The organism is Maribacter sp. Hel_I_7, from assembly GCF_000688315.1.
Lineage (GTDB): Bacteria > Bacteroidota > Bacteroidia > Flavobacteriales > Flavobacteriaceae > Maribacter > Maribacter stanieri.
In genome coordinates this window covers 1,504,086-1,526,147 of sequence record NZ_JHZW01000003.1, presented here as the reverse complement: position 1 = coordinate 1,526,147, position 22,062 = coordinate 1,504,086, and the positions used below count along the sequence as shown (strand labels likewise).

The following is a 22,062-nucleotide window of genomic DNA, read 5'->3' as shown; positions in this document are numbered from 1 at the left end:
TCATTTCCCCCAATTCATTTGACAAATTCAATTTTAATCGTAAAAATCAATCGTTATGGAAAGTCCGTTAAAAATCAATAGTTTTCTTATTGCATTACTTTTATTGGCCCTTGTCCAAACAGTAAAAGGTCAAGAAACCAATGCAAACTTAGGATCTAGTAGTACATACCACAATCAATTATTCTTCAATCGTTTTTTTATAAACCCAACATTCTCCTTAGTGCGAGAGAATAAATCATATTTAAACATTCTTCATAGAAATCAATCTGCAACATTCGAGGATAATAGCCAAAACTATTTTCTAGGATTTAGCAACAAATTAAATGATCATACCGCAGTAGGTATTGGTGTATATAGCCAATGGTCTGGTGTTGTTCAAGAGTTCGGATTTAATGCCAATTATGCATCATCAGTTCAATTAGGAGAAAAATCTGTGCTTACATTTGGTACCAATGTTACTTATTTTAACCAAGGGTTAGATAAGAATAGAATTGTTGTAGCTCAAGACGATCCGCAGATTGCAGACTCAAGAAAAGAAAGTAAAATAGCTATACAGCCAGGAATTAATTTATCGCTAGGTAAGTTCGATTTTGGTTTTTATGCAGAAGACTTATTAAAGTACAATCAAACAACGAACGAATTTTTAACTGACCTGTCTACAAAAAGTGTAAAGGGATCAGTACAATATACACACTCATTTGAGCATACAAGGGGTCTTTTTGAAGACGCTCGTTTAATGCCAATGGCTCAAGTAGGTCAAAACTTAGATGGTAGTTTATACTATTTTGGTTCTTTATTATTAGATCTACCAAATTATGGTTGGTTGCAAACCACGGTAGATGAAGAATATGGTGTTGCAGCAGGAGTAGGTTTCAACTTAAGTGAAAAAATGTCTTTAGGATATTTAATGGAGAAAGATTTATCAAGTGAAGATGCAAACCTTGGGTGGAATCATGAAATTACCCTAGCATATAAATTTAAGGATGATGATTTAGCTATCTCTGTAGCCGATAATTCATCAGACAATCAAATAGATAATATAGTACGAAACTATGAGGAGCAAATTGCTCACTTAATAGAAGAGCGTGATAGTGCAAGAAAGTCTGGTCGTAGAAATCAAGAAGCTTCTTCTAATACTTCTACATCTGTTTCAGAAAGTAGCTTGGCTTATGAGAACAAAATAATTTTAGATGAGCTTATACTTCGTCAAGACTCTATTGAAGAACAACGAATAGCGGCTTTTGAAGAACGTTTTGAACTAATAGTTAGAATGTTACGTAATGATATTGATACGACGATAAAAAGCTCTTTACAAGATTTTAGTGTAGAGGATAATACATCTTATGCATCTAATGACATTAATGATGATGCAATGGACTTTATAACAGAGCCTGCAGATGCTTTTGCCACTGCAACGTCATCATCACCATCGGTAGCAACAACTACTTCTTCAAGAAGAGCAAATTTTAAAGAATTACCATCTACAAATAATAACTTTAAAGCATTACCTGTTAAGATGCTGGTAGAATCTGATGTAATAGATATGAACTCTGGTTACTATGTAATTGCAAATGTATATAGTCAAACAAAGTACATGAATGCATTTATGAAAGAATTAAAAGAGAAAGGTTTAGATCCAAAACAATTTTACAATAAAGAAAACGGTCTGTATTACGTGTATTTAGCAGACTACGATTATAAGAATGATGCCCAAATGGCAGCAAGTACAGATTTAAATGGAAAATACAATCAAGAGAAATGGATTATGCAAGTAAACGAATCAACGGCTACTGCGTCTAATACTTTTGAAGATGATTATATAACAAGAGAGTAACGAATTTAAAAGCCATTAATTTTTACGGTTTTATGGTTGATTTGAATTGTCAATAAAAGGAGGGGTATTATCCGGGGGGATAATTGGGTCCCCTCCTTTATTTTTACATTTACAAAAATGGTGATTCTCGATTTTAACTTTATGTTAACTATCGATGAATTACCTTATTTTTTAAGAAAACTTGGTATTTGAACGAAAATTTCTAGGTTTTCAACGGGTATATTACAATAATATCTATATTTCAATCAGCAAATAGATTCAAACCCAATTGTATAACCCCAAATCCCCCCACAACCATGAATGAATTTAACCTACGTAATTCCAGTTCCGGAACCCATCTTATTCTACATAAGATTTCTATTTTTTTACTGTTAAGAAATCTCATTAATCCAAAGTTTGGCAAACGCCTCAGTATTACAAATTAATTCACTAGCGAAAATTCGTTTTTGATTTAAATTTATGACTGAACAAAGTCGAAGTACAATCTTTTTTTCTGGTTGTTCTTTAGGGCAATAGTTGCCATTATATATGTATATATGAACCTATAGTCTATACTATTTGGTCAAAGTACATATATATTGTTTAGTTATTCTAGTCTTGTAAATACTCAAAAATAACTTTAGTTATTGTTCTGTAATTAGAATGATAGCTGTAAAACTATGGAGATTATGAAAAATTCAAACATTAGAATAATACTATTAGAAAAAGATACATCGTTACATTCTGTATATAAAAATCACATTGAAGATATCGAAGGATATGAAGTGGTAGGTAGCTATACTTCTGCTAAAGATGCCATAAAAGATTTCAAGTTTACAAAACCGCATATTGTACTTTCTGAAATAGATTTAAATGACATGAACGGTGTAGATGCTATCAAGCTCTTTAAAAAGAAAGACTGGGAAGTAAAAATTATAATGTTCAGTGAAATCAATGATTTCGACATTATTAAAAATGCTTTCAAGAAAGGAGCAAATGGCTATTTGACAAAACCTTTGACTTTAGACAAACTAGAGCATGCTTTGCGTAGTATGGAAAAAGAAGGTGCTGCCATGAGTAATGATATTGTAAAGAAAATTATTAGCAACTTTCATAAAAAGACATTCGCATTTTTCTCTGAACGAGAAAATCAAATTGTAGATTTTTTATGTCAAGGAGCTACTTATAAAATGATTGCACAAAAGCTATTTGTAACCCCAAGTGCCGTAAATTTTCACATTCAGAATATCTATTTAAAATTAGATGTAAACTCTAAATCTGAGGCACTTTCTAAATTAGAACAACTTCAAAATCAACTAGAAGAATATTAAATTGAAGGGTTGTAGTTTGTTATACAGCAGGTAATGCGAAAACCTTTTCGGAAATATTGATTAATATATTTAATATGTAATTAACTGATATTAAGTTAATTGAATTAATTATTTGTTGTTTGTAAATTTATAGAAGAAATGCGTTTACGATAATTTTCGTACGGTAAATATCGATTGCATGGTATAGTAGTTATTTTTGGTTTAACTTATTACAGGAAAACCAATTTATACTATTTATGTACCATTTAGGATTAGATATAGGAAGTTCATCTATTAAGATTGCTCTAGTAAATGCTTCTACCGGGAAGAGTGTAGGAGTTGTTACGGAACCTGAGACAGAAATGTCTATGGAAGCTGTAAAAAACGGCTGGGCAGAACAGAGTCCAGAAGATTGGTGGCGCTACGTTGGTAGTGGTATCGATAAATTATGTGTACAGAATTCTATTAATAAAACCGATATTTCTGGTATCGGTATATCATATCAAATGCACGGTCTAGTGCTTATTGATAAAGAAGGTAATCCTTTAAGAAAATCTATAATTTGGTGCGATAGTAGAGCAGTAACAATAGGTCAGAATGCTTATGAAGAAATAGGTGCTGAAACTTGCGATACACATCTTCTAAATTCACCATCAAACTTTACGGCTTCAAAGTTAAAATGGGTAAAAGAAAACGAGCCCGAAATTTACTCACAGATTTATAAGATGATGCTTCCTGGTGATTATATCGCCTATAAGTTGTCTGGTGTAGTAAATACTACGGTTTCTGGTTTATCTGAAGGTATTTTTTGGGATTTCAAAGAAGATGCTGTTGCTGATATTGTTTTGGAACATTACGGATTAGATAAAGATATGATTCCTGATATTGTAGATACGTTTTCAGTACAATCTCAGGTCAATGATAAAGGAGCTACAGAAAGCGGACTTTCTATTGGTACACCTATTTTATATAGAGCAGGAGACCAACCTAACAATGCCTTGACCTTAAATGTTTTTAATCCTGGTGAAGTTGCGGCTACTGGTGGTACATCTGGGGTTGTGTATGCCGTAACAGATAACCTTTCAGTAAAAGAAAGCTCTCGTGTAAACAACTTTGCGCATGTAAATTATTCTCCAGGAAAACCAGCTAGAATAGGGAAATTACTTTGTATTAACGGAGCTGGTATTCAATACAGATGGTTGTTGAATAATCTTAATGTTGAATCTTACGAAGAGATGAATACGTTGGCGAATGAAGTACCAATAGGTTCGGATGGTGTAACCATGATTCCTTTTGGAAACGGAGCGGAAAGAATGCTTAAAAACAAGGAAGTCGGTACCCGTATCGTAAACCTTAATTTAAATAATCATGGTAAAGGTCATATGTGTAGGGCAGCATTAGAAGGTATTGCATTTTCTTTTGTTTATGGCATGGAAATTATGGAGTCTGACGGTATAAAAGTAAATGTAATGCGTGCAGGGAACGACAACCTTTTTCGTTCAGAAATCTTCTCGAATACAGTTGCAACTTTAATAGGGTATGATATTGAGATTTATGATACCACTGGGGCAATTGGAGCGGCAAGAGCGGCAAATTTACATAAGGGCGATTTTGAAGCTTTCGGTAAGGCAATATTGGATAACGATTATGTAATGACCTTCAGCCCTAAAAAAGATAAAAAAGGATACCAAGATGCATATGCAATTTGGAAAAATGAATTGGAATTAATTTTAAACAACTTATAAAATCAATATAATGGCAAACAAGGAATATTTTAAAGGAATAGACAAAATTAAATTTGAAGGAAAGGAATCTGATAATCCTATGGCCTTTAAATATTACAATCCTGATCAGGTAGTGGCTGGTAAGACCATGAAAGATCATTTTAAATTTTCAACTGCGTACTGGCACACATTCTGTGGTCAAGGTTCAGATCCATTTGGTCCTGGAACACAAAGCTTTGAGTGGGATAAATCATCAGATGCTATACAAGCTGCTAAAGATAAGGCAGATGCAGCGTTTGAATTTTTTGATAAAATAGGATTTGATTACTACTGTTTTCATGATTTCGATTTAATTCAAGAAGGTTCAACTTTTGCAGAGTCAGAAAAGAGATTGGCAACAATTACAGATTACTTGAAGGTTAAACAACAAGAGTCTGGTAAGAAATTACTTTGGGGTACAGCTAACTGTTTCTCAAATCCAAGATACATGAACGGTGCCGCAACCAATCCAGATTTTAATGTTTTGGCAAGAGCAGGTGGTCAAATTAAATTGGCTTTAGACGCTACCATAGCTTTAGGTGGTGAAAACTATGTATTCTGGGGTGGTAGAGAAGGTTATATGTCTTTATTGAATACAGATTTAGGTCGTGAGGTTGATCATTTGGGTCAGTTTTTAACCATGGCAAGAGATTATGCACGTAGCCAAGGGTTTAAAGGAAACTTCTTCATAGAGCCAAAACCAATGGAACCTATGAAGCATCAGTATGATTTTGATTGTGCTACTGCAATCGGTTTCTTAAAAGAGTACGGTTTAGAGAATGATTTTAAAATGAACATTGAGGTAAACCATGCAACTTTGGCACAACATACTTTTCAGCATGAGATTGCTGTAGCTGCTAAAGCAGGTATGTTAGGTAGTATGGATGCTAACAGAGGAGATTACCAGAATGGATGGGATACAGATCAGTTTCCAAATAACATTCAAGAAACAACAGAGGCTATGTTAGTATTCTTAGCTGCTGGAGGTTTACAAGGTGGTGGTGTTAATTTTGATGCTAAAACAAGAAGAAACAGTACAGATTTAGAAGATGTATTTCATGCACACATTGGTGGGGCAGATACTTTTGCTAGAGCTTTGATTACAGCAGATAAAATTATTTCGTCTTCTTCTTACAATAAACTACGTGAAAACAGATATAGTTCTTTTGACTCAGGTAAAGGAAAAGATTTCGAAAATGGTAAATTAGATATGAAGGATCTTTACAACATAGCCAAAGAAAATGGTGAGTTGGAATTACAGAGTGGAAAGCAAGAATTGTTTGAGAATATCATTAACCAATATATATAAATCTACAACCCTAAGACTATTTTAAATAGTTGAAATTTGGGTAATAATATTAATATAATATGAAGTAATCTGTCCCTTGGTTTTCCATTAGGGACAGTTTGCTTTAACCAATAATTTAAAGTGTCAATTTAAATCTGTTCTTTTGTAGTTATAAATTATGAAAAAAGTAACTCTAAAGGATATTGCCGGTCATTTTAAGGTGTCTATTTCAACCGTTTCTAAAGCGATTAATGATAGTCATGAAATTAGTAGTGACCTTAAGCTTAAGATACAGACATACGCAAAAGAAAAGCACTATAAGCCTAATAGACTTGCTCTTAATTTATTGAATAGAAGCACCAAAACTATTGGTGTGGTTGTGCCTAATATATTAAATTACTTCTTTGTCCAAGTACTGTATGGTATAGAGAAAGTAGCCAATGAAAGTGGCTATAATATCATTAGCTGTATTAGTAACGAATCTAAAGCAAAAGAAACAAAAACGCTTGAATTTTTTGATGCAGGAACTGTTGATGGGGTTATAATGTCACTGGCAGAAGAAAGTCAGAATGAAGACAAACACGATGCTTTAATAGATGTTATTAACAACGATATTCCCGTAGTTCTTTTTGATAGGGTTTCTGACAACGTACAATGCGATAAAGTTGTAGTAGATGATCTTGAGGCAGGATATAAAATCACCAAACACCTAATTAATATTGGCTGTAAAAATATAGCGGTAGTTAACCCTATATCTAGTTCTAGTGTAGGGAAATTAAGGCTTTTAGGCTATAAGAAAGCGCTAGAAGAATTTGAGATGCCTTTTGATCCTAAATTGATTATTAATCTTACGGTTAAGGATGATTTAGATTTATTAATGTCGTTTTTACTGAATTATAAAACCATTGATGGTATTATAGGTATCGATGAATTAATTGCCGTTCAAGTTTTGGAAGTAGTGAAAGCAAGAGGATATAATGTGCCAAACGATATTTCAATAATTGGTTTCACCAATGGGCAGTTATCAAAATACGTAACGCCATCATTGACCATGGTAAGCCAGCATGGTAAATATATAGGTGAACTTACAGCTAAACTATTGATTAATAGAATAAAAGACCCAAGTTTACCTTACCAGACCAAGATTGTAAAAACAAGTTTATTGGTTAGGGATTCTACTAAAAAACTACAGTAATTTAAACTGTATCTGGGTGTGGATGTTCCCAATCTCCACGATAATTTCGCTGTAATAGGGCAGTGGCTTCAGGGTCATTTACAACAATTCTGCTTTTTGGGTCGTAGACCAAAGGTCTTTTTAAATCCATTGAAAGATTGGCCAAAATGCAACTAGCAGATGAAATATGTCCCTCTTCAATATCTGCCACTGGTTTTGTACCGTTTTTTATGGCATTTAAAAAATCTATCATATGTCTACGTGTAGCGGGTGCCGCATGTAATTCTAAATCTTTTTCAGATGAGTCTTCAGGGTATTTCTCTTTCTCGTATAGAACTTCAAATTTTATAGGTTCGCTACCATCTATGGGGGTAAATTCAGCCTTCATAACGTCACCTTTAAGCACACCATTAGAACCATAAATTTTAAAAGCCCAAGGGTACTCGTTATCAGCTGGGTTTCCCCATGTTCTATGTTGCCAATTACAGTTAAGTCCATCATATTCAAAAACGGCGGACTGCGTATCTGATATATTAGATTTTCCACCTTTTTGAACAAATATTCCTCCTTCAGAACTAATACGTTTTGGCCATCCCAAATCTAACATCCAACGAACGGTATCTAACATATGCACACACATATCGCCCGTAATTCCGTTTCCATATTCTCTAAACGTACGCCACCATCTTTTATGGGGTAGACCATCGTAAGGTCTCATAGGTGCAGGTCCTGTCCACATTTCATAATTGAAAAAATCAGGTACTTCTTGCACAGGTGGGTTGCCATTGGCACGCATGTGGTAATAGCAGCTCATATCAACATGACCAATGGTACCAAGTAAACCGGTATCAATAATTTGCTTTTTAGCATCTATTAAGTGCGGTGTACTTTTTCGTTGTGTTCCTACTTGTACGACCCTGTCATATTTTCTGGCTGCGGCAACCATAGCCTCACCCTCCATAACATCAACACTTATAGGCTTTTGAACATAAACATGAGCTCCAGATTTTAACGCTTCAATACACGTTAATGCGTGCCAATGATCTGGCGTACCAATAAGTACAATATCTAGACTATTGCTTTTTAGCATGGTTCTATAATCAGTATAGAGCTTAGGTTTCTTTTTATTTTTTTGACGTTCAGAAACTAGTTGTGCTGCAGTGTTAAGTTGATTATAATCAACATCACAAAGTGCTACAACTTCAATATTAGCAACTTGTATAAGCCGCATTAAATCTCCGGTGCCATACCAACCGGTGCCTATAAGCGCTACCTTTTTCGGCTTTTCATTGGCAAAAAAATCAACCCCGTATGAATTAAATGTTGTTAGCAGTAATGATGCTGATGCTACCTTAATAAAATTTCGGCGCTTAAAAGTGGTAGATGAAGTGGGCATGATAAGTTGAATATTAATAGATTATGAACATCTTAAAAAGAGGTGTCAATATAACGATTACTTTAAAAATAATGTTGAATGTTTAAGAATTTGTCAGTGTGATGCATTATTAGGTATATTTAAATCAAAATTAGTATCTATCCAATGAATTTACGTATCTCTATTATGTTACTATGCTTTTTAGTAACAGGTCTCGCCAAAGCAGAAATTACACTACCTAAAATTTTCTCTAATGAAATGGTCTTACAAAGAGAGGCCAATGTATTATTGTATGGTTGGGCAGACCCAAATGAAGAATTTACTATATACACAAGTTGGAACGATGCAACGGTAGTTGTAAAAACAGGAAATAATGCCAAATGGAAGGTAACTGTAGAAACACCAAAAGCAGGCGGACCGTTCCAAATACTCTTTAAAGGTAAAACCAATGAAATTACATTAAAAGATGTGTTGATAGGTGAGGTGTGGCTTTGTTCTGGACAGAGTAATATGGAGTGGAGTGCAAATAGTAAAATTGCGAATAAAGATGTGGAAATAGCCAATGCAAATTATCCAACTATTCGCTTATTTTCTGTAGCTAAAAGAACCTCAAAATATCCACAAGAAGATGTTTCTGGAACATGGGTAACCTGTTCCCCAGAATCTATGCAAGATTTTAGTGCGGTCGCCTATTTTTTTGCTAGAAGAGTTCAAGAGGAATTGAATATACCTATTGGGTTAATAGATAACGCATGGGGAGCTTCAAGTGCAGAAGTGTGGACACCAGAATCTGTATTTAAAGCGCATCCAGAACTGGTAGAATCGCATAAAAAAATAGTACCAAATAAATGGGTGACCGTAGAAAAGTCTTCATTATATAATGGTATGATTGCTCCTCTAACAAAATTTAAAATTAGCGGTGCTCTTTGGTATCAAGGCGAGTCAAACACTGCCAATGCAGAAAATTATCAGAAACTTTTTTCGAATATGATTACATCTTGGCGAACAGCATGGCAAGATGATTTTCCATTTTACTATGTGCAAATAGCTCCATTTAAGTATGATGACGAGTTTAGCGGAGGTATAGTTAGAGACCAACAGCGTAGAACGCTTTCGTTAACAAATACAGGTATGGCAATGACAAGCGATATTTGTACAGTAGAAGATATTCACCCTTTAAATAAGCAAGATGTTGGTTTGCGTTTGGCAAATATTGCTTTGAAAGATCATTATAATTTACTGAAGGGTCAAGAAGTCTATGGTCCGTTATATGCCTCTTCAGAAATTACAGGAAATCAAATTATAATAAATTTCCACCATGCCGATGGGTTATTTAATAAAGGGAAAAAACTAAACCTTTTTGAAATTTCAAATGAAAAAGGGCAGTGGTTTGCCGCTAAGGCCAGAATTAAAAATGGAGCGGTAATCGTTAGCTCAAAAGAAGTGAAGAATCCTAAAGCGGTAAGATATGCTTGGCGAAGTACAGATATTGGTACATTGTTCAATGCCGTTGGTTTACCAGTATCTACATTTATTAGTGAGTAAAAAATATATAAAGTGAACTAATGTGCTTTAAAAATATACGCCCGTCATGTAACTATGGTTATTCAGCTAAAAACACGGGTTCTTATTTTATTAAATAGTTAAATTGTAATCAATAACTAATTTCAAATTATGCAGATAAAAGAATCCTCAGAAATCTTTGATGTTATCATCGTAGGTTCAGGAGCAGGTGGTGGTATGGCTACCAAGCAGTTGGCAGATGCAGGTTTAAATGTAGCTGTTGTTGAAGCGGGTCCGTTTTTTGACCCAGCTGATCCAAAAACCATGACGCAATTAAAGCAGCCATATGATTCTCCACGCAGGGGAGCAGGTACAGATAGAGCTTTTGGCGAATGGGACATGTCTTGGGGAGATTGGGAAGTTGAAGGAGAGCCATATACACATGCAGAGGGAACTGAATTTAGGTGGTGGCGTGCAAGAATGTTAGGAGGACGAACCAACCACTGGGGACGTATTTCTTTACGTTTCGGACCAAAGGATTTTAAAGGTAAAACACGTGATGGTCATGGAGATGATTGGCCAATAGGATATGAAGATGTTAAACCTTATTATGATAAATTAGACAAGTTAATTGGTGTTTTTGGTACCAATGAAGGTAGAGAAAATGATCCTGATGGGTTTTTTCTTCCTCCCCCGAAACCGAGATTACACGAGTTGTTTTATATAAATGGAGCAAAGAAGTCTAACGTACCGGTTATACCGGGTAGGCTTTCTATGTTAACCAAAAGAATTAACGCAGATCGTGGAGTTTGTTTCTATTGTGGACAATGTGGTAGATCTTGTCAAATATATGCCGATTTCTCAGCAGGTAGTTGTTTGATTTTTCCAGCTCAAAAGAGTGGTGGTCAGGTAAAACTGTTTGTAAATTCAATGGTACGTGAGGTTCTTACTAATGAAGAAGGTAAGGCAACAGGTGTCTCTTACATAAACAAAGAAGACAGAAAAGAATATACACTTAGAGGTAAAGTGGTTGTATTGGCTGCATCTGCATGTAGCTCTGCACGTATACTTTTAAACTCTAAGAGTAAGCAACACCCTAATGGTTTAGGAAACAGCAGTAACCTAGTTGGTAGATATTTACATGATTCTACAGGTTCAGGTGCTGCAGGTGTTATACCAGGCTTATTGAATAGAAAGACATCTTATAATGAAGATGGTGTAGGTGGTATGCACGTTTACTCACCTTGGTGGGGCGATAACTCTAAATTAAATTTCCCAAGAGGATATCATATTGAAGTTTGGGGAGGTATGAGTCAGCCTAACTACGGTTTTGGTTGGGATCCAAATGCTTTGAACCAATACTTCGGATTAAAATCAGGAGGTTATGGTGATAGTTTACGTGATGATGTAAAGAAATACTACGGGTCTGTAATAGGATTTGGTGGACGTGGAGAAGCAATCGCCTATAAAGATAATTATTGTGAAATAGACCCTACAACGGTTGATCAATTTGGTATACCTGTTTTGAAGTTTAACTACAAACATTCAGAATATGAAGTAAACCAGGCGAAGCATATGCAAGATACCTTTGAGGAGATTATTCATAACATGGGTGGTCACTATTTAGGAGAAAAGCCAGGAAAAGATAAAGATTACGGATTGAACAAACCAGGTGAGATTATTCATGAGGTAGGTACGACCAGAATGGGAGATGATCCTAAAACATCGGTTACAAATAAGTTTCAGCAGTTACATGATGTAGACAATGTATTTATTGTAGATGCAGGTGTTTTTGTATCTCAGGCAGATAAAAACTGTACTTGGACAATTATGGCACTTTCATGGAGAGCATCTGATTATATAATTGAACAACTTAAGGCACAAAATATTTAGAAGATGGATAGAAGAAAGAGTTTACAAACTTTAATACTCGGAGGTGCTGCGGCAACTTCTGGGCTGGTCTTCAATTCTTGTAAGACTGAAAATGGAGAATCTATTGATGAAGCCATTACAACCAGTAGCGAAAAGTATTTTGGAAGAACGCCTGCAGAATTAGAGCGTATTGAGAAGATTAATGCTGAACAACTTTTCAATGAGCATGAGATGGAAACCATTGCAGCTTTAAGTATAGTAATACTACCTCCAAAAGAACCACATGGTGGTCCAATAGAGGCAGGTGTGCCAGAGCTTGTTGAGTTTATGGGGAAGGATATTCCAGATTTGGCTCCTATTTTGTTAGGTGGACTAATGTGGTTAGATCATAAAAGCAATACTGAATTTGGTACTGAATTTAAGTCGGCTACCTTAGAGCAGAAAAAGCAAATTTGCGATGAAATCTGCTGGCATGATACAGAGAAACCTTTAAGCGAACAACCTTTAGAAATACAGTTTTTCTATACTATGCGTGGTCTTACGGTAACTGGTTACTATACTTCTAAAGTAGGTATTGCAGACTTGGGTTATAAAGGAAATTCACCAAATGTATGGGATGGCGTACCGCAAGATGTACTTGATCAACATGGTGTTGCTTACGACCCAGAATGGATAGCGAAATGTGTAGACCAAAGTCAACGAAACGTTATTGCAGAATGGGACGACGAAGGTAATTTACTTACGTAAATAGTAAAATGAGTATGAAAAAAGTAATAATAGCCGCTATCTTTTTAGGTAGTGGTTTTTTAGCGCAAGCCCAAGAAGTAGGATTGCAACTATACAGCCTTAGAAATCAATTTAAAATGGATGTGTCTAACACATTAGGATTGATTAATGAATGGGGTATCACTAAAATTGAAGGTGGCGAAACGTATGATTTACCAATAGAAGAGTTTAAAGCTTTACTAGAAGAAAATGATTTAGACGTAGTAAGTGTAGGCGCTGGATTTGGTGACTTGGAGAACGATGTAGAGAAGGTCATTAAAAATGCAAAAGATTTTGGAGCTAAATATGTAATGTGTGCATGGGTACCTCATGATGACAATAATTGGGCTTTAAAAGAAACAAAACACGCTACAGAAGTATTCAACAAGGCTGGTAAGATTTTGAAAGAAAACGGACTAGTTTTAGCGTACCATCCACATGGTTATGAGTTTAGACCGTATAAAAACGGAACCTTGTTTGATTACATGGCTAAAAATGCAACTCATTTTACATTTGAATTAGATGTTTTTTGGGCACAACATGGAGGTGCAGATCCGCTAGCGCTAATGAAGAAATATCCAAAGAAAATTACATTATTACATCTAAAGGATATGGAAAAAGGTATTGAAGGAAATAATACCGGTCATGAAGAAGATGATACCAATGTAGTTTTAGGAACAGGGCAAATAGATATTGGCGGAGTAGTTGCTGAAGCTAAAAAATTAGGAATTGAATACATGTTTATAGAAGATGAATCTAAAAATGTAGTCACTCAAGTACCTAAAAGCTTAGTTTATCTAAGTCAACTTGAAGAATAGAACCAATTACCAATACCAACCATTAGCCCCTATTTCATTTTTGAAGTAGGGGCTTTTTTTATTTAAATAAGTAGTAAAATTTATTTATTCCTTAACGGCTAAACCGACCATAGAATCTGCTGTTCCATAATACAGAAACCATTTGTCATTGAAATATACCAAGCCTTCAATAAAAGTTGTTCCTGCTTTATATTGACCACTTATTTCGTGCGGTAGACTAGGACAGATGAAAGGAGTATCTAATCGCTTTATCAATTTTGTAGGATCATTTTTATCAAATAAAGCTTGACCACCACAATAAGTACCTTCTGGGAACTTACTTGTTGCTCCTTCACCACTTAAGTTTTTTCCGTTATATAATAATAAAATACCATGTTCTGTATATAAAGCTGGTGGTCCAGGTTCGGTTAAGTGACTATCGAATTCATTTAATGATGGCGTAAAACTATGTAGTAATTCACCTTTTTCATTTAATGTAGGTTCCCAATCCACACCATTTATAGAAGTAGCAAGGTTCACAAACAATTCGCCCCAATACATTAAATACTGACCATTTATTTTTTTTGCAATTAGTCTGCCATCAATCAACTCTGTAAAAATTGATCCAGATTTGCTCCATTCGTCCAAAAACTTACCGTCGTAAGCATCTTCAAACACAGGACCTTGTTTTGTCCATTCTTTAAGGTCGGTAGATGTAGCACTAGATAAACGGGCAATATCTTTGTTCCAACTTGTATAGAGCATAATATACGTACCGTCAGGTGTTTCTATAATGCGTGGGTCTTCAATACCACCAGGTTGATCATATTGAGAAAACTCGTCATTGTCAGGGAAAAGTACAGGAGTAGGGTGTTTTGTGAAATTTATACCATCAACACTATAGGCTAAACCTATACGAGAAGTTCTATGCCCTAAAATAGCTTTAGGATTATCTTCTGCCCTAAATAGCAGAAATACAGTGTCGTTTTTTACTATTGCACCCGGATTAAAAACATCGGCTTTTTGCCATTGAACCTCTTTTTTAGAAATAGGATCTAAGAAAGTATAAGAAGAATCTGCTTGCATTATAGGGTTGATATCTGTTTTCTCAAAACCTAATAACCAAGGCGATTCTACTGCTTCGGTTGTTGTAGTAAATGATTTCTTTTCATTTTTACAGGAGACACAAAAAATAGCAAGGGTTAAAAGTAGGAATAGGTTGTTGTTCATGGTTTTTAGTTAAATTGCTGTAATTAAAGGTTTAAGTAAGGTAGACAAATTTCTATCAGAACTAACACTATTTAGTATAATATATTGAACACCAAAAGAGTATAGAAAATGAGTTCGTTGATTATTTTAAAAAACAACTATCTAAGCTATAAGTGCTTGCTTATTATCATTATCAGTTTTTTATTCCTACAATCTTGTAAGGACAATGCCAAAACTGTAAAAGCAGAAACAGCAACTACTGATGTAGAAATTAATGAAGATTCTATTTCTAAAATAGAACCAATAGCCATAAAAATTGAGAAGAAAGTTACACCGTTGACTTCTTTAAAAGATACAACATTTGTACGCTTAGCAGATTATAGCGATGGTTTTGAATATGATTTAAGATACGCTACCAATAATAATTTTCTAAAGGAAAAAGTATATGATTGTGCAGAATGCTATACAAGAGTAAAAACAATAAAGGCATTATTAAAAGCTAATGAAGAGTTTAAAAAGAGCGGAGTAAAAATAAAGTTTTATGATTGCTACAGACCTAATTCTGTACAATACAAAATGTGGAAAATAGTGCCTAATCCACAATATGTTGCTAACCCCGTAAAAGGTTCTATACATAATAAAGGTGGTGCGGTAGATATAACTTTGGTTACTTTAGACGGGGAGGAGCTGGATATGGGGACTGATTTTGATTTTTTCGGAAAAAGGGCCTATCACGATAATTTTGACTTGCCAAAAGAAATTCTTGATAATAGGAAACTATTAAAAAGCACCATGGAAAAATTCGGGTTTTGGTCTACCAGAACAGAATGGTGGCATTATAACTTACAAGGGGCTTCAAATGACCCAATAGCAAATTTTAAATGGAATTGTGAATAGTATAAATTATATGATATGAAAAACACACTATTGCTGTTATTGTTACTAATGGTAAACAGCTTCTTTGCTCAAGATACTATTATGCAGTTATGGCCTAAAGATAAAATACCTAATCACTTAAAAAGTGTGGAAAAAGAAATACATGAGCAAAATGAAATTTTGCGAATTAGTAAAGTTCAAGTCCCTACAATTGAAGTGTATTTACCATCAAAACGAGATGCTACGGGAGAGGCAGTTTTAATTTTTCCTGGCGGAGGGTATGGAATATTAGCTTATGATTGGGAAGGTACAGATATTGCAAAATTTTTGAACAGTAAGGGTATTGCAGGTATAGTGGTAAAATATCGTCTACCATCAGATATTTCGCAAACCGACAAAAAGTACGTACCACTTTTAGATGCTCAAAGAGCGGTAAGGCTAGTTCGCGGTAATGCTGAAAAGTTTAATGTAGAGCCGAATAAAATAGGAATTATTGGATTTTCAGCTGGCGGACATTTAGCATCTACATTGGGAACGCATTTTAATGAAAAAGTTTATGAGCCAATTGATCGTATAGATGTAGAAAGTGCACGTCCAGATTTTATGGCGTTGGGGTATCCTGTAATTTCTTTTGGAGAAATGACTCATCTAGGCTCAAAGAAAAATTTAATAGGGGAAAACCCAACCACCGAATTAGTCAATTATTTCTCAAATGAAAAACAAGTTACTGAGCTAACTCCACCTACATTTTTGTTACACGCAACAGATGATACCGTTGTGCCAGTAGAAAATAGTTTGTTATTCTACAAAGCCGTTAAGGATAAAGGTGTATCGGTAACCATGCATATTTACCCAAAAGGTGGTCACGGTTTCGGGTTAGGTTTACATGATGAACATTTAAAAGATTGGGGAAATAGAATGTTAGACTGGATAGTATCGTTGAGATAATTAATTTAAGTTTTGGTAAAAGTTATATTTTAATCTATAGAACTTCTTTATTTTTGCAGGCTTAATTTCGGGATGTAGCGCAGTCCGGTAGCGCACTCGGCTGGGGGTCGAGTGGTCGCAGGTTCAAATCCTGTCATCCCGACCAAGCGATAAAGTGAACCATGTGAATGGTTCACTTTTTTGATTACAAGAACGTCATAAGTAAAGCTTATGTAAACTATTTGAATAAAAAAGAGAGGCGTAAGTTAGCCTTCACTTTGTCATTTGTAGTTGACATAATCAAGTTGAATTTTTTTAAGGGTAATAAGTGAAGTGAAAATTAGTAATGATAAATAACACATAGGTATTCCCGAATCACTTTTAGGGCATTCTGCATTACCTATAAACTGCATTACCGATGCCACTAAAGCAATTAGAGCTGCAATACCGGTAAATAGGAAGTAAATAAGGTTCCATTTTATTAGCAAATGCGAAATAAGGGGAAGTATAAAGCAAATTAAGATAATTAGACAAGCAGGCACTGCCCCAAATTTAGGGCAGCCATTACCAGTAGTAAATTCTGTAATAATTAGACTTCTCGCGCCCAGAATAGCGATAATGAAAAATACATTTATAATTTTAAAGTAATTCTTAGACAAAAGGATTCAATTGTATACCCAATGCCTTATATAAATTCTAAATGGTAATATGTTAATGGGCAATCACAGCATATATAACACCAATAAAAATGATTCCGCCGAAAGTAAACCCAACCAATTTACCAGTAATTTTGGATCCTTTAAAAGCGGCAATACCTAGTTTAACCAACATATTACTCATGACGGCGGTGACGATGACCGAAGAAGCTAATTTTAATTTTTCCCCATCCAAGGCAAATTTTGCTAAGCTAATGGTAATGGCATCGGTATCAGCTAAACCAGCAATTAAAGCTGAGTAATATAATCCGCTTTCACCAAAAAACTGATTGCTATAAAAAACAGCAAATAGAATTACTACATAAATAACACCGAACCCAATGGCATTAAGAAGATTCATTGGATTTCCAAGTTTAATGTTTGTGTCAGGTTTATTTGAATCCTCTTTAATTAATACTAAAGACACTGTAAGACATATTATTGAGAAAATTGCAAAAGGTATAGCTACATACATAAATAACGCACTATTGAATATGTAAGTCAACAATGCGAGTCTGGGAAACATAATTGCCGATGCAATGATGATACCCGCAGCATATTTTTTGGATAGTTCGGGAGATTCAATACTTCTAGATGCATAGCTCCAGGTTACCGCGGTGCTTGAAATGAGTCCACCAAGAATTGCTGTTAATAGAATTCCTTTTTTAGAGCCTACAAATTTGACCAGAAAATAGCCGATGAAATTTAAGAAAGAAACGATAACGACAATAGATCCTATCTCAAACGGATTTAATAATTCATTGGGTCCATAATTGTTATTGGGTAAAAAGGGTAATATCAATAAAGCTATAATGGAAAATTTTATTAAAGCAAAAAGCTCGTCTGAGGTAATATTGCTAATAACGGTGTGAAAACGGGTTTTAAGAGAAAGCAGCGTAACTATAATAACAGCCGTAGCTACAGCATTTCTATAATATGCAGCAGAAACCATTAAGCCTAATAAAAATGTTGCAATCAAAGCTAAGTTGGTGGTAAAACTTCTTTCATATTCTATGGTTTCTTTATATAAATGATTGAAACCTAAAAAGAAAATAAAAGCACCGAAAGCAACTATTGGTAACCATACGGTATAGATATCAGTTAGGCTACCTAGTGCAAAACCTAAAATGGCAACAATAGGAAAAGCTCTTATTCCGGCAAAACCTTTGTCTTCTTTAAGGTTATTGTATTCTCTCTCTAAACCAAGAATAAGACCAATACCTAAACTGATAATAACACCTAGAATATAGGGGTCTATAACTTTACTTATAATTTTGATGTCATCCATATGTTTTACATTTAGAATTGATCATTTCTAAATATCGATATAACAATGTAAAACCCTAAGAGTGCAGATAATACAAACCCAATAGCACCTAAAAGGGGAATTCCATTTATTAATGGGGGCATTTTAGCCATTACTAAAAGTGAAGATCCTATAGAAAGAGCTGCTATAATAACGGCAAATACCAAACGATTTCCAGCTTTACTTGTAGCAAGTTGAAATTCTTGCAGGCCTTTATGTTCGTGAACAACTTCTAATTTTCCTTCTTTTATTTTTTTAATGATGGTATTAATGTCATCAGGTAACGTGTCAGCTAGTTCATTAATTTCTTTTATACGTTTCAGGTTCTTTTTCAAAAGGTATTTAAAGCTAAAACGCTTGCGCATTATTTTTGCCGTATACGGCTCTAGATTATTAGTGATATTAAATTCAGGATCTAGTTTAAGGCCTACACCTTCAATAAGAACAATTCCCCTTATCAGCATATAAAGGTAGTGGGGTATTATAATTTGATTTTCGTATAATACAATTTTGAACTGAGATAAGGTATCACCAAGTTTAATGTTTTGTATAGCGGTATTGCTAACGCCATCTAATAATTCATATAGATCTTGTTCTAATTTTTTATAATCTGGAATATCGGTTCTTATCGCAATTTTTTCGAGGAGAGTGATAATTCTTTTAACGTCTTTACTTAAAAAATACAGTAATAGATCATTTATTGATTCACGTTCGTTGGGTAAAATAGTGCCCATCATTCCAAAATCAAGAAAACATATCTGTCCTGTTTCTGCGAGTATAAAAATGTTTCCTGGATGTGGGTCTGCATGAAAAAAGCCAAAATCTAATATTTGCTCAATATATAAGTCTACCCCAATTTTAGCAACTGCTTTAGGATTAATATTTACTGCTTTTAAACTATTGATATTAGAGACTTTGATACCGTCAATATATTCCATACAAATAATTGTATCGGAAGAAAAATCTCGATAAACTTCTGGAACGTGAATAGATTCATTTCCCCTAAAATTAGCGGCAAAGCGTTCTGTATTCTCTATTTCCTTTGCAAATTGGAGCTCTTCTTTTATACTTTTTTCAAAAGAATCTATAACTCGTATTGGTTGAAAAGCTTGTGCCTGACTACTGTATTTTTCAAGACTTTCCGCTACTTGCTTCATGACCATTAGGTCAGCTTCAATAACTTCTGTAATATTTGGTCTTTGAATTTTTAAGATAACCTCATCACCATTAATAAGTTGGGCTCTATGTACTTGAGCCAAGGATGCCGCTGCTAATGGTTCTAACTTTATGGTCGCGAAATATTTAAATTTTTCTTCACCAAGGTTTTCTTCTACCACTTTTAAAACATCAAAGTCTTTGACCATAGGTACATGGTCTTGCAATTTTTCAAGTTCTAATATTAACTCTAGCGGCAACATATCTTCTCTAGTACTGAAAATCTGCCCTAATTTTATGTAAGTGGGCCCTAGGTCTTCCAAGACCATACGAATGCGTTCGTATTTTGAAAAAGATAAATTCTTCTTAGTATCAGGATGGTTTTCTAAATACTTATTTGGAACTAATTTTAAAATTGGACTATGCGACAGCACATCTTCAAAGCCATATTTAACAAGTACATTGAATAAAGTGGCGTACCTCTTTATTTCTTTTTGAGATGGAATTCTTAATATGGCCATTTAGTATTGGTCTTTTGCGATATGTTTTTATTCATATTATAAAATGGAAATAGTCGTCAACTAATATTTATTACGAACTTGATAATTTTATAAAATCTAATTTGAAATTGATTTTTAAAGAGCAGTTTTATGCTCATCTAAATAATGATTTAAGAGTTGTTTTAAACTTTCAAGATATTCTTGCATAATCTCTTTGTCCATGTGCGGATGTTGAATAACAGGTAAGGTTAAGGGGTTTTCATCTAATGATCGATAAAGCTCTGGGTAATTCGTTTCTATGTTCAATGTAAGTTCTGTGATTTCATTAAGTATTTTATGTAATTGCTTCATATTCTTTGGTTTTAATTAATTGACTTGTGGTAAAACTAATAAAGGAATTTTTGTTTTAGCACTTAGATTTTTAATGATATTTTCTCTTAAGAGTTGATTGAAAAAGCCATGTTTGGTTTTTAAAATTACCATGGTGTCAATACTCTTATTTTCTTTTTCAATTTGATAAAGAGTATAAGCCACATTGTCTTGAAGTTCAATTTCAAAAAAATGATTTTTAACTTCTTTCAATTCACTTTTCAATAATTCTTTGTTCGATTTTTGTTCATCGCTTAAAGCTTCTTCGGTTTTGACATGTGCAATATTTAAAGTAGTTTTTTTTAAGTTAACCATTTTCAAAAGAGGAGATAACTCTGCATTTGTAAACGTATGTTTATAATCGGTAGCCAAAACAATTTCTTTTGAACTAGACCTCTTATATTCTGGTGGAACAATAATTAAAGCTGAATTTTCTAGATGCTTAATTAGATCTAAAGCATTACTACCAATAAAAATCTGACTGAAAGTAGATGCGCCCTTTGTGCCAATAATAACAAAATCTGCGTTTATGATGTTTTGAGATTGGTTCGTTAAATTCAAAACAGATTCCGTTTTTAAAATACCTTCAAAATAGAAATCTTTATCCGCAGTTTGTAATTCTAAACTTTTTACCAAAAAATCTAAAGATTTTTGAGTGGCAGATTTAGACATTTCTGATGACGGCGCATTATGGTAGCCATGAAGAATGTAAAAAGTGCATGCCTCATTTTTAAAAAGCTCAAGAGCGTAATCAATTGCTTTTAGTGCATTTACAGAAAAATCTGTAGGTATAATAACTTTTTTCATAGTTGAAAAGCTTTGAATTTAATACATAAATAGTTTGGTTTTTATGCTCTGGTAATACCTAATCGTTTTACCATTTCTTCACCATCAATAACATGTTCGGTGATAGCAAAAACTTCTTTACGGTTAGTTCTATATTGCTTTACAAATAGCGCAAGGTCATCTTCAAGTTGTGCATGTTCAGTTCTAAATTGATGTGAATCATATGCAAATGGGTTTTCTATTAATTCAGCTAAGTGATGTAAATGGATATCTACTTGTTTTGCCAGTGTATCGCATTTCTTATCAGTGTCAATAAGGCTTACTTCAATTTCCCTTACCATATCAATATTTTCTTTCTTCGCCATCCACATAAAGTACTTTTTTATTAAATGATTTAAGAACTTTAGGTCTTCATTATAAAAAGCGATATCAGATTTCCAATGCTCTGTTAGTACGTAAAGTGAGTTCCAATCCGCTTCGTGAATGTAATTGTCTTTGGGTCTATTTCTAAAGCTGCTCATGTTATCAATATTTAATTATGAATAGACCATAAAGTTAGAGAGAAGGATAATGAGATAT

The 22,062-nt window shown here is 34.1% G+C and carries 19 protein-coding genes and 1 tRNA gene; 12 read left to right on the top strand and 8 right to left on the bottom strand.

Annotation, left to right across the window (positions count from 1 at the left end; all coding sequences use genetic code 11):
* The first annotated feature begins 55 nt into the window (after positions 1–55).
* The 5 genes from P178_RS0118445 to P178_RS0118420 all read left to right on the top strand — a co-directional run bounded on the left by P178_RS0118445 (position 56) and on the right by P178_RS0118420 (position 7,369).
* On the top strand, positions 56–1,834 hold the full coding sequence (locus P178_RS0118445; protein ID WP_027067624.1) for a PorP/SprF family type IX secretion system membrane protein: 1,779 nt from the start codon (positions 56–58) through the stop codon (positions 1,832–1,834).
* Positions 1,835–2,502: 668 nt separating this feature from the next.
* Complete coding sequence (locus P178_RS0118435; protein WP_027067623.1) at positions 2,503–3,144, top strand: response regulator transcription factor; 642 nt, start codon at positions 2,503–2,505, stop codon at positions 3,142–3,144.
* A 236-nt stretch (positions 3,145–3,380) separates the two neighbouring features.
* Entirely contained in the window at positions 3,381–4,868 is a 1,488-nt protein-coding gene (locus P178_RS0118430; RefSeq protein WP_027067622.1) for a xylulokinase, read from the top strand.
* 10 nt (positions 4,869–4,878) lie between these two features.
* Entirely contained in the window at positions 4,879–6,195 is a 1,317-nt protein-coding gene (gene xylA, locus P178_RS0118425) for a xylose isomerase (RefSeq protein WP_410477209.1), read from the top strand.
* Between the two features lie 157 nt (positions 6,196–6,352).
* Complete coding sequence (locus P178_RS0118420) at positions 6,353–7,369, top strand: LacI family DNA-binding transcriptional regulator (protein ID WP_027067620.1); 1,017 nt, start codon at positions 6,353–6,355, stop codon at positions 7,367–7,369.
* A 1-nt stretch (position 7,370) separates the two neighbouring features.
* Here P178_RS0118420 and P178_RS0118415 read toward each other — a convergent pair whose 3' ends face one another.
* Positions 7,371–8,744: a Gfo/Idh/MocA family protein gene (locus tag P178_RS0118415; RefSeq protein ID WP_027067619.1), complete on the bottom strand. Its 1,374-nt coding sequence runs from the start codon at positions 8,742–8,744 to the stop codon at positions 7,371–7,373.
* Positions 8,745–8,888: 144 nt separating this feature from the next.
* On the opposite strand from P178_RS0118415, the gene P178_RS0118410 reads away from it, so the two are divergent.
* From P178_RS0118410 to P178_RS0118395, 4 genes are all read left to right on the top strand, one after another.
* On the top strand, positions 8,889–10,268 hold the full coding sequence (locus P178_RS0118410; RefSeq protein ID WP_027067618.1) for a sialate O-acetylesterase: 1,380 nt from the start codon (positions 8,889–8,891) through the stop codon (positions 10,266–10,268).
* A gap of 129 nt (positions 10,269–10,397) precedes the next feature.
* Positions 10,398–12,119 (top strand): GMC family oxidoreductase, encoded by a 1,722-nt coding sequence (locus P178_RS0118405; protein WP_027067617.1) that lies wholly within the window; start codon positions 10,398–10,400, stop codon positions 12,117–12,119.
* A gap of 3 nt (positions 12,120–12,122) precedes the next feature.
* Positions 12,123–12,845: a gluconate 2-dehydrogenase subunit 3 family protein gene (locus P178_RS0118400; RefSeq protein ID WP_027067616.1), complete on the top strand. Its 723-nt coding sequence runs from the start codon at positions 12,123–12,125 to the stop codon at positions 12,843–12,845.
* A gap of 14 nt (positions 12,846–12,859) precedes the next feature.
* Positions 12,860–13,681, top strand: a complete 822-nt coding sequence (locus tag P178_RS0118395; RefSeq protein ID WP_231500568.1) for a sugar phosphate isomerase/epimerase family protein — start codon at positions 12,860–12,862, stop codon at positions 13,679–13,681.
* An 84-nt stretch (positions 13,682–13,765) separates the two neighbouring features.
* Here the strand turns inward: P178_RS0118395 and P178_RS0118390 are convergent, their stop codons facing one another.
* Positions 13,766–14,890 carry a glycoside hydrolase family 130 protein gene (locus P178_RS0118390; protein ID WP_027067614.1) on the bottom strand — a complete coding sequence of 375 codons (1,125 nt, stop codon included), beginning with the start codon at positions 14,888–14,890 and terminating at the stop codon, positions 13,766–13,768.
* Between the two features lie 108 nt (positions 14,891–14,998).
* Between P178_RS0118390 and P178_RS0118385 the strand changes: the two genes are divergently transcribed.
* The 3 genes from P178_RS0118385 to P178_RS0118375 all read left to right on the top strand — a co-directional run bounded on the left by P178_RS0118385 (position 14,999) and on the right by P178_RS0118375 (position 16,838).
* Complete coding sequence (locus P178_RS0118385) at positions 14,999–15,766, top strand: M15 family metallopeptidase (protein ID WP_051638353.1); 768 nt, start codon at positions 14,999–15,001, stop codon at positions 15,764–15,766.
* A gap of 15 nt (positions 15,767–15,781) precedes the next feature.
* On the top strand, positions 15,782–16,693 hold the full coding sequence (locus P178_RS0118380) for an alpha/beta hydrolase (RefSeq protein WP_027067612.1): 912 nt from the start codon (positions 15,782–15,784) through the stop codon (positions 16,691–16,693).
* 68 nt (positions 16,694–16,761) lie between these two features.
* Positions 16,762–16,838, top strand: a tRNA-Pro gene (locus P178_RS0118375).
* Between the two features lie 115 nt (positions 16,839–16,953).
* Here the strand turns inward: P178_RS0118375 and P178_RS0118370 are convergent.
* The 6 genes from P178_RS0118370 to P178_RS0118345 all read right to left on the bottom strand — a co-directional run bounded on the left by P178_RS0118370 (position 16,954) and on the right by P178_RS0118345 (position 22,004).
* Positions 16,954–17,331, bottom strand: coding sequence for a hypothetical protein (locus tag P178_RS0118370; RefSeq protein WP_027067611.1), 378 nt, complete (start codon positions 17,329–17,331; stop codon positions 16,954–16,956).
* 52 nt (positions 17,332–17,383) lie between these two features.
* Positions 17,384–18,655 carry an MgtC/SapB family protein gene (locus P178_RS0118365; RefSeq protein ID WP_036147137.1) on the bottom strand — a complete coding sequence of 424 codons (1,272 nt, stop codon included), beginning with the start codon at positions 18,653–18,655 and terminating at the stop codon, positions 17,384–17,386.
* A gap of 11 nt (positions 18,656–18,666) precedes the next feature.
* On the bottom strand, positions 18,667–20,349 hold the full coding sequence (locus tag P178_RS0118360) for an ABC1 kinase family protein (RefSeq protein ID WP_027067609.1): 1,683 nt from the start codon (positions 20,347–20,349) through the stop codon (positions 18,667–18,669).
* A 114-nt stretch (positions 20,350–20,463) separates the two neighbouring features.
* Entirely contained in the window at positions 20,464–20,679 is a 216-nt protein-coding gene (locus P178_RS0118355; protein ID WP_027067608.1) for a hypothetical protein, read from the bottom strand.
* Between the two features lie 15 nt (positions 20,680–20,694).
* Complete coding sequence (locus P178_RS0118350) at positions 20,695–21,504, bottom strand: universal stress protein (RefSeq protein WP_027067607.1); 810 nt, start codon at positions 21,502–21,504, stop codon at positions 20,695–20,697.
* 41 nt (positions 21,505–21,545) lie between these two features.
* The gene (locus tag P178_RS0118345; protein ID WP_027067606.1) at positions 21,546–22,004 is read right to left on the bottom strand and encodes a hypothetical protein; all 459 of its coding nucleotides are present in this window, start codon (positions 22,002–22,004) and stop codon (positions 21,546–21,548) included.
* Positions 22,005–22,062 lie beyond the last annotated feature (58 nt).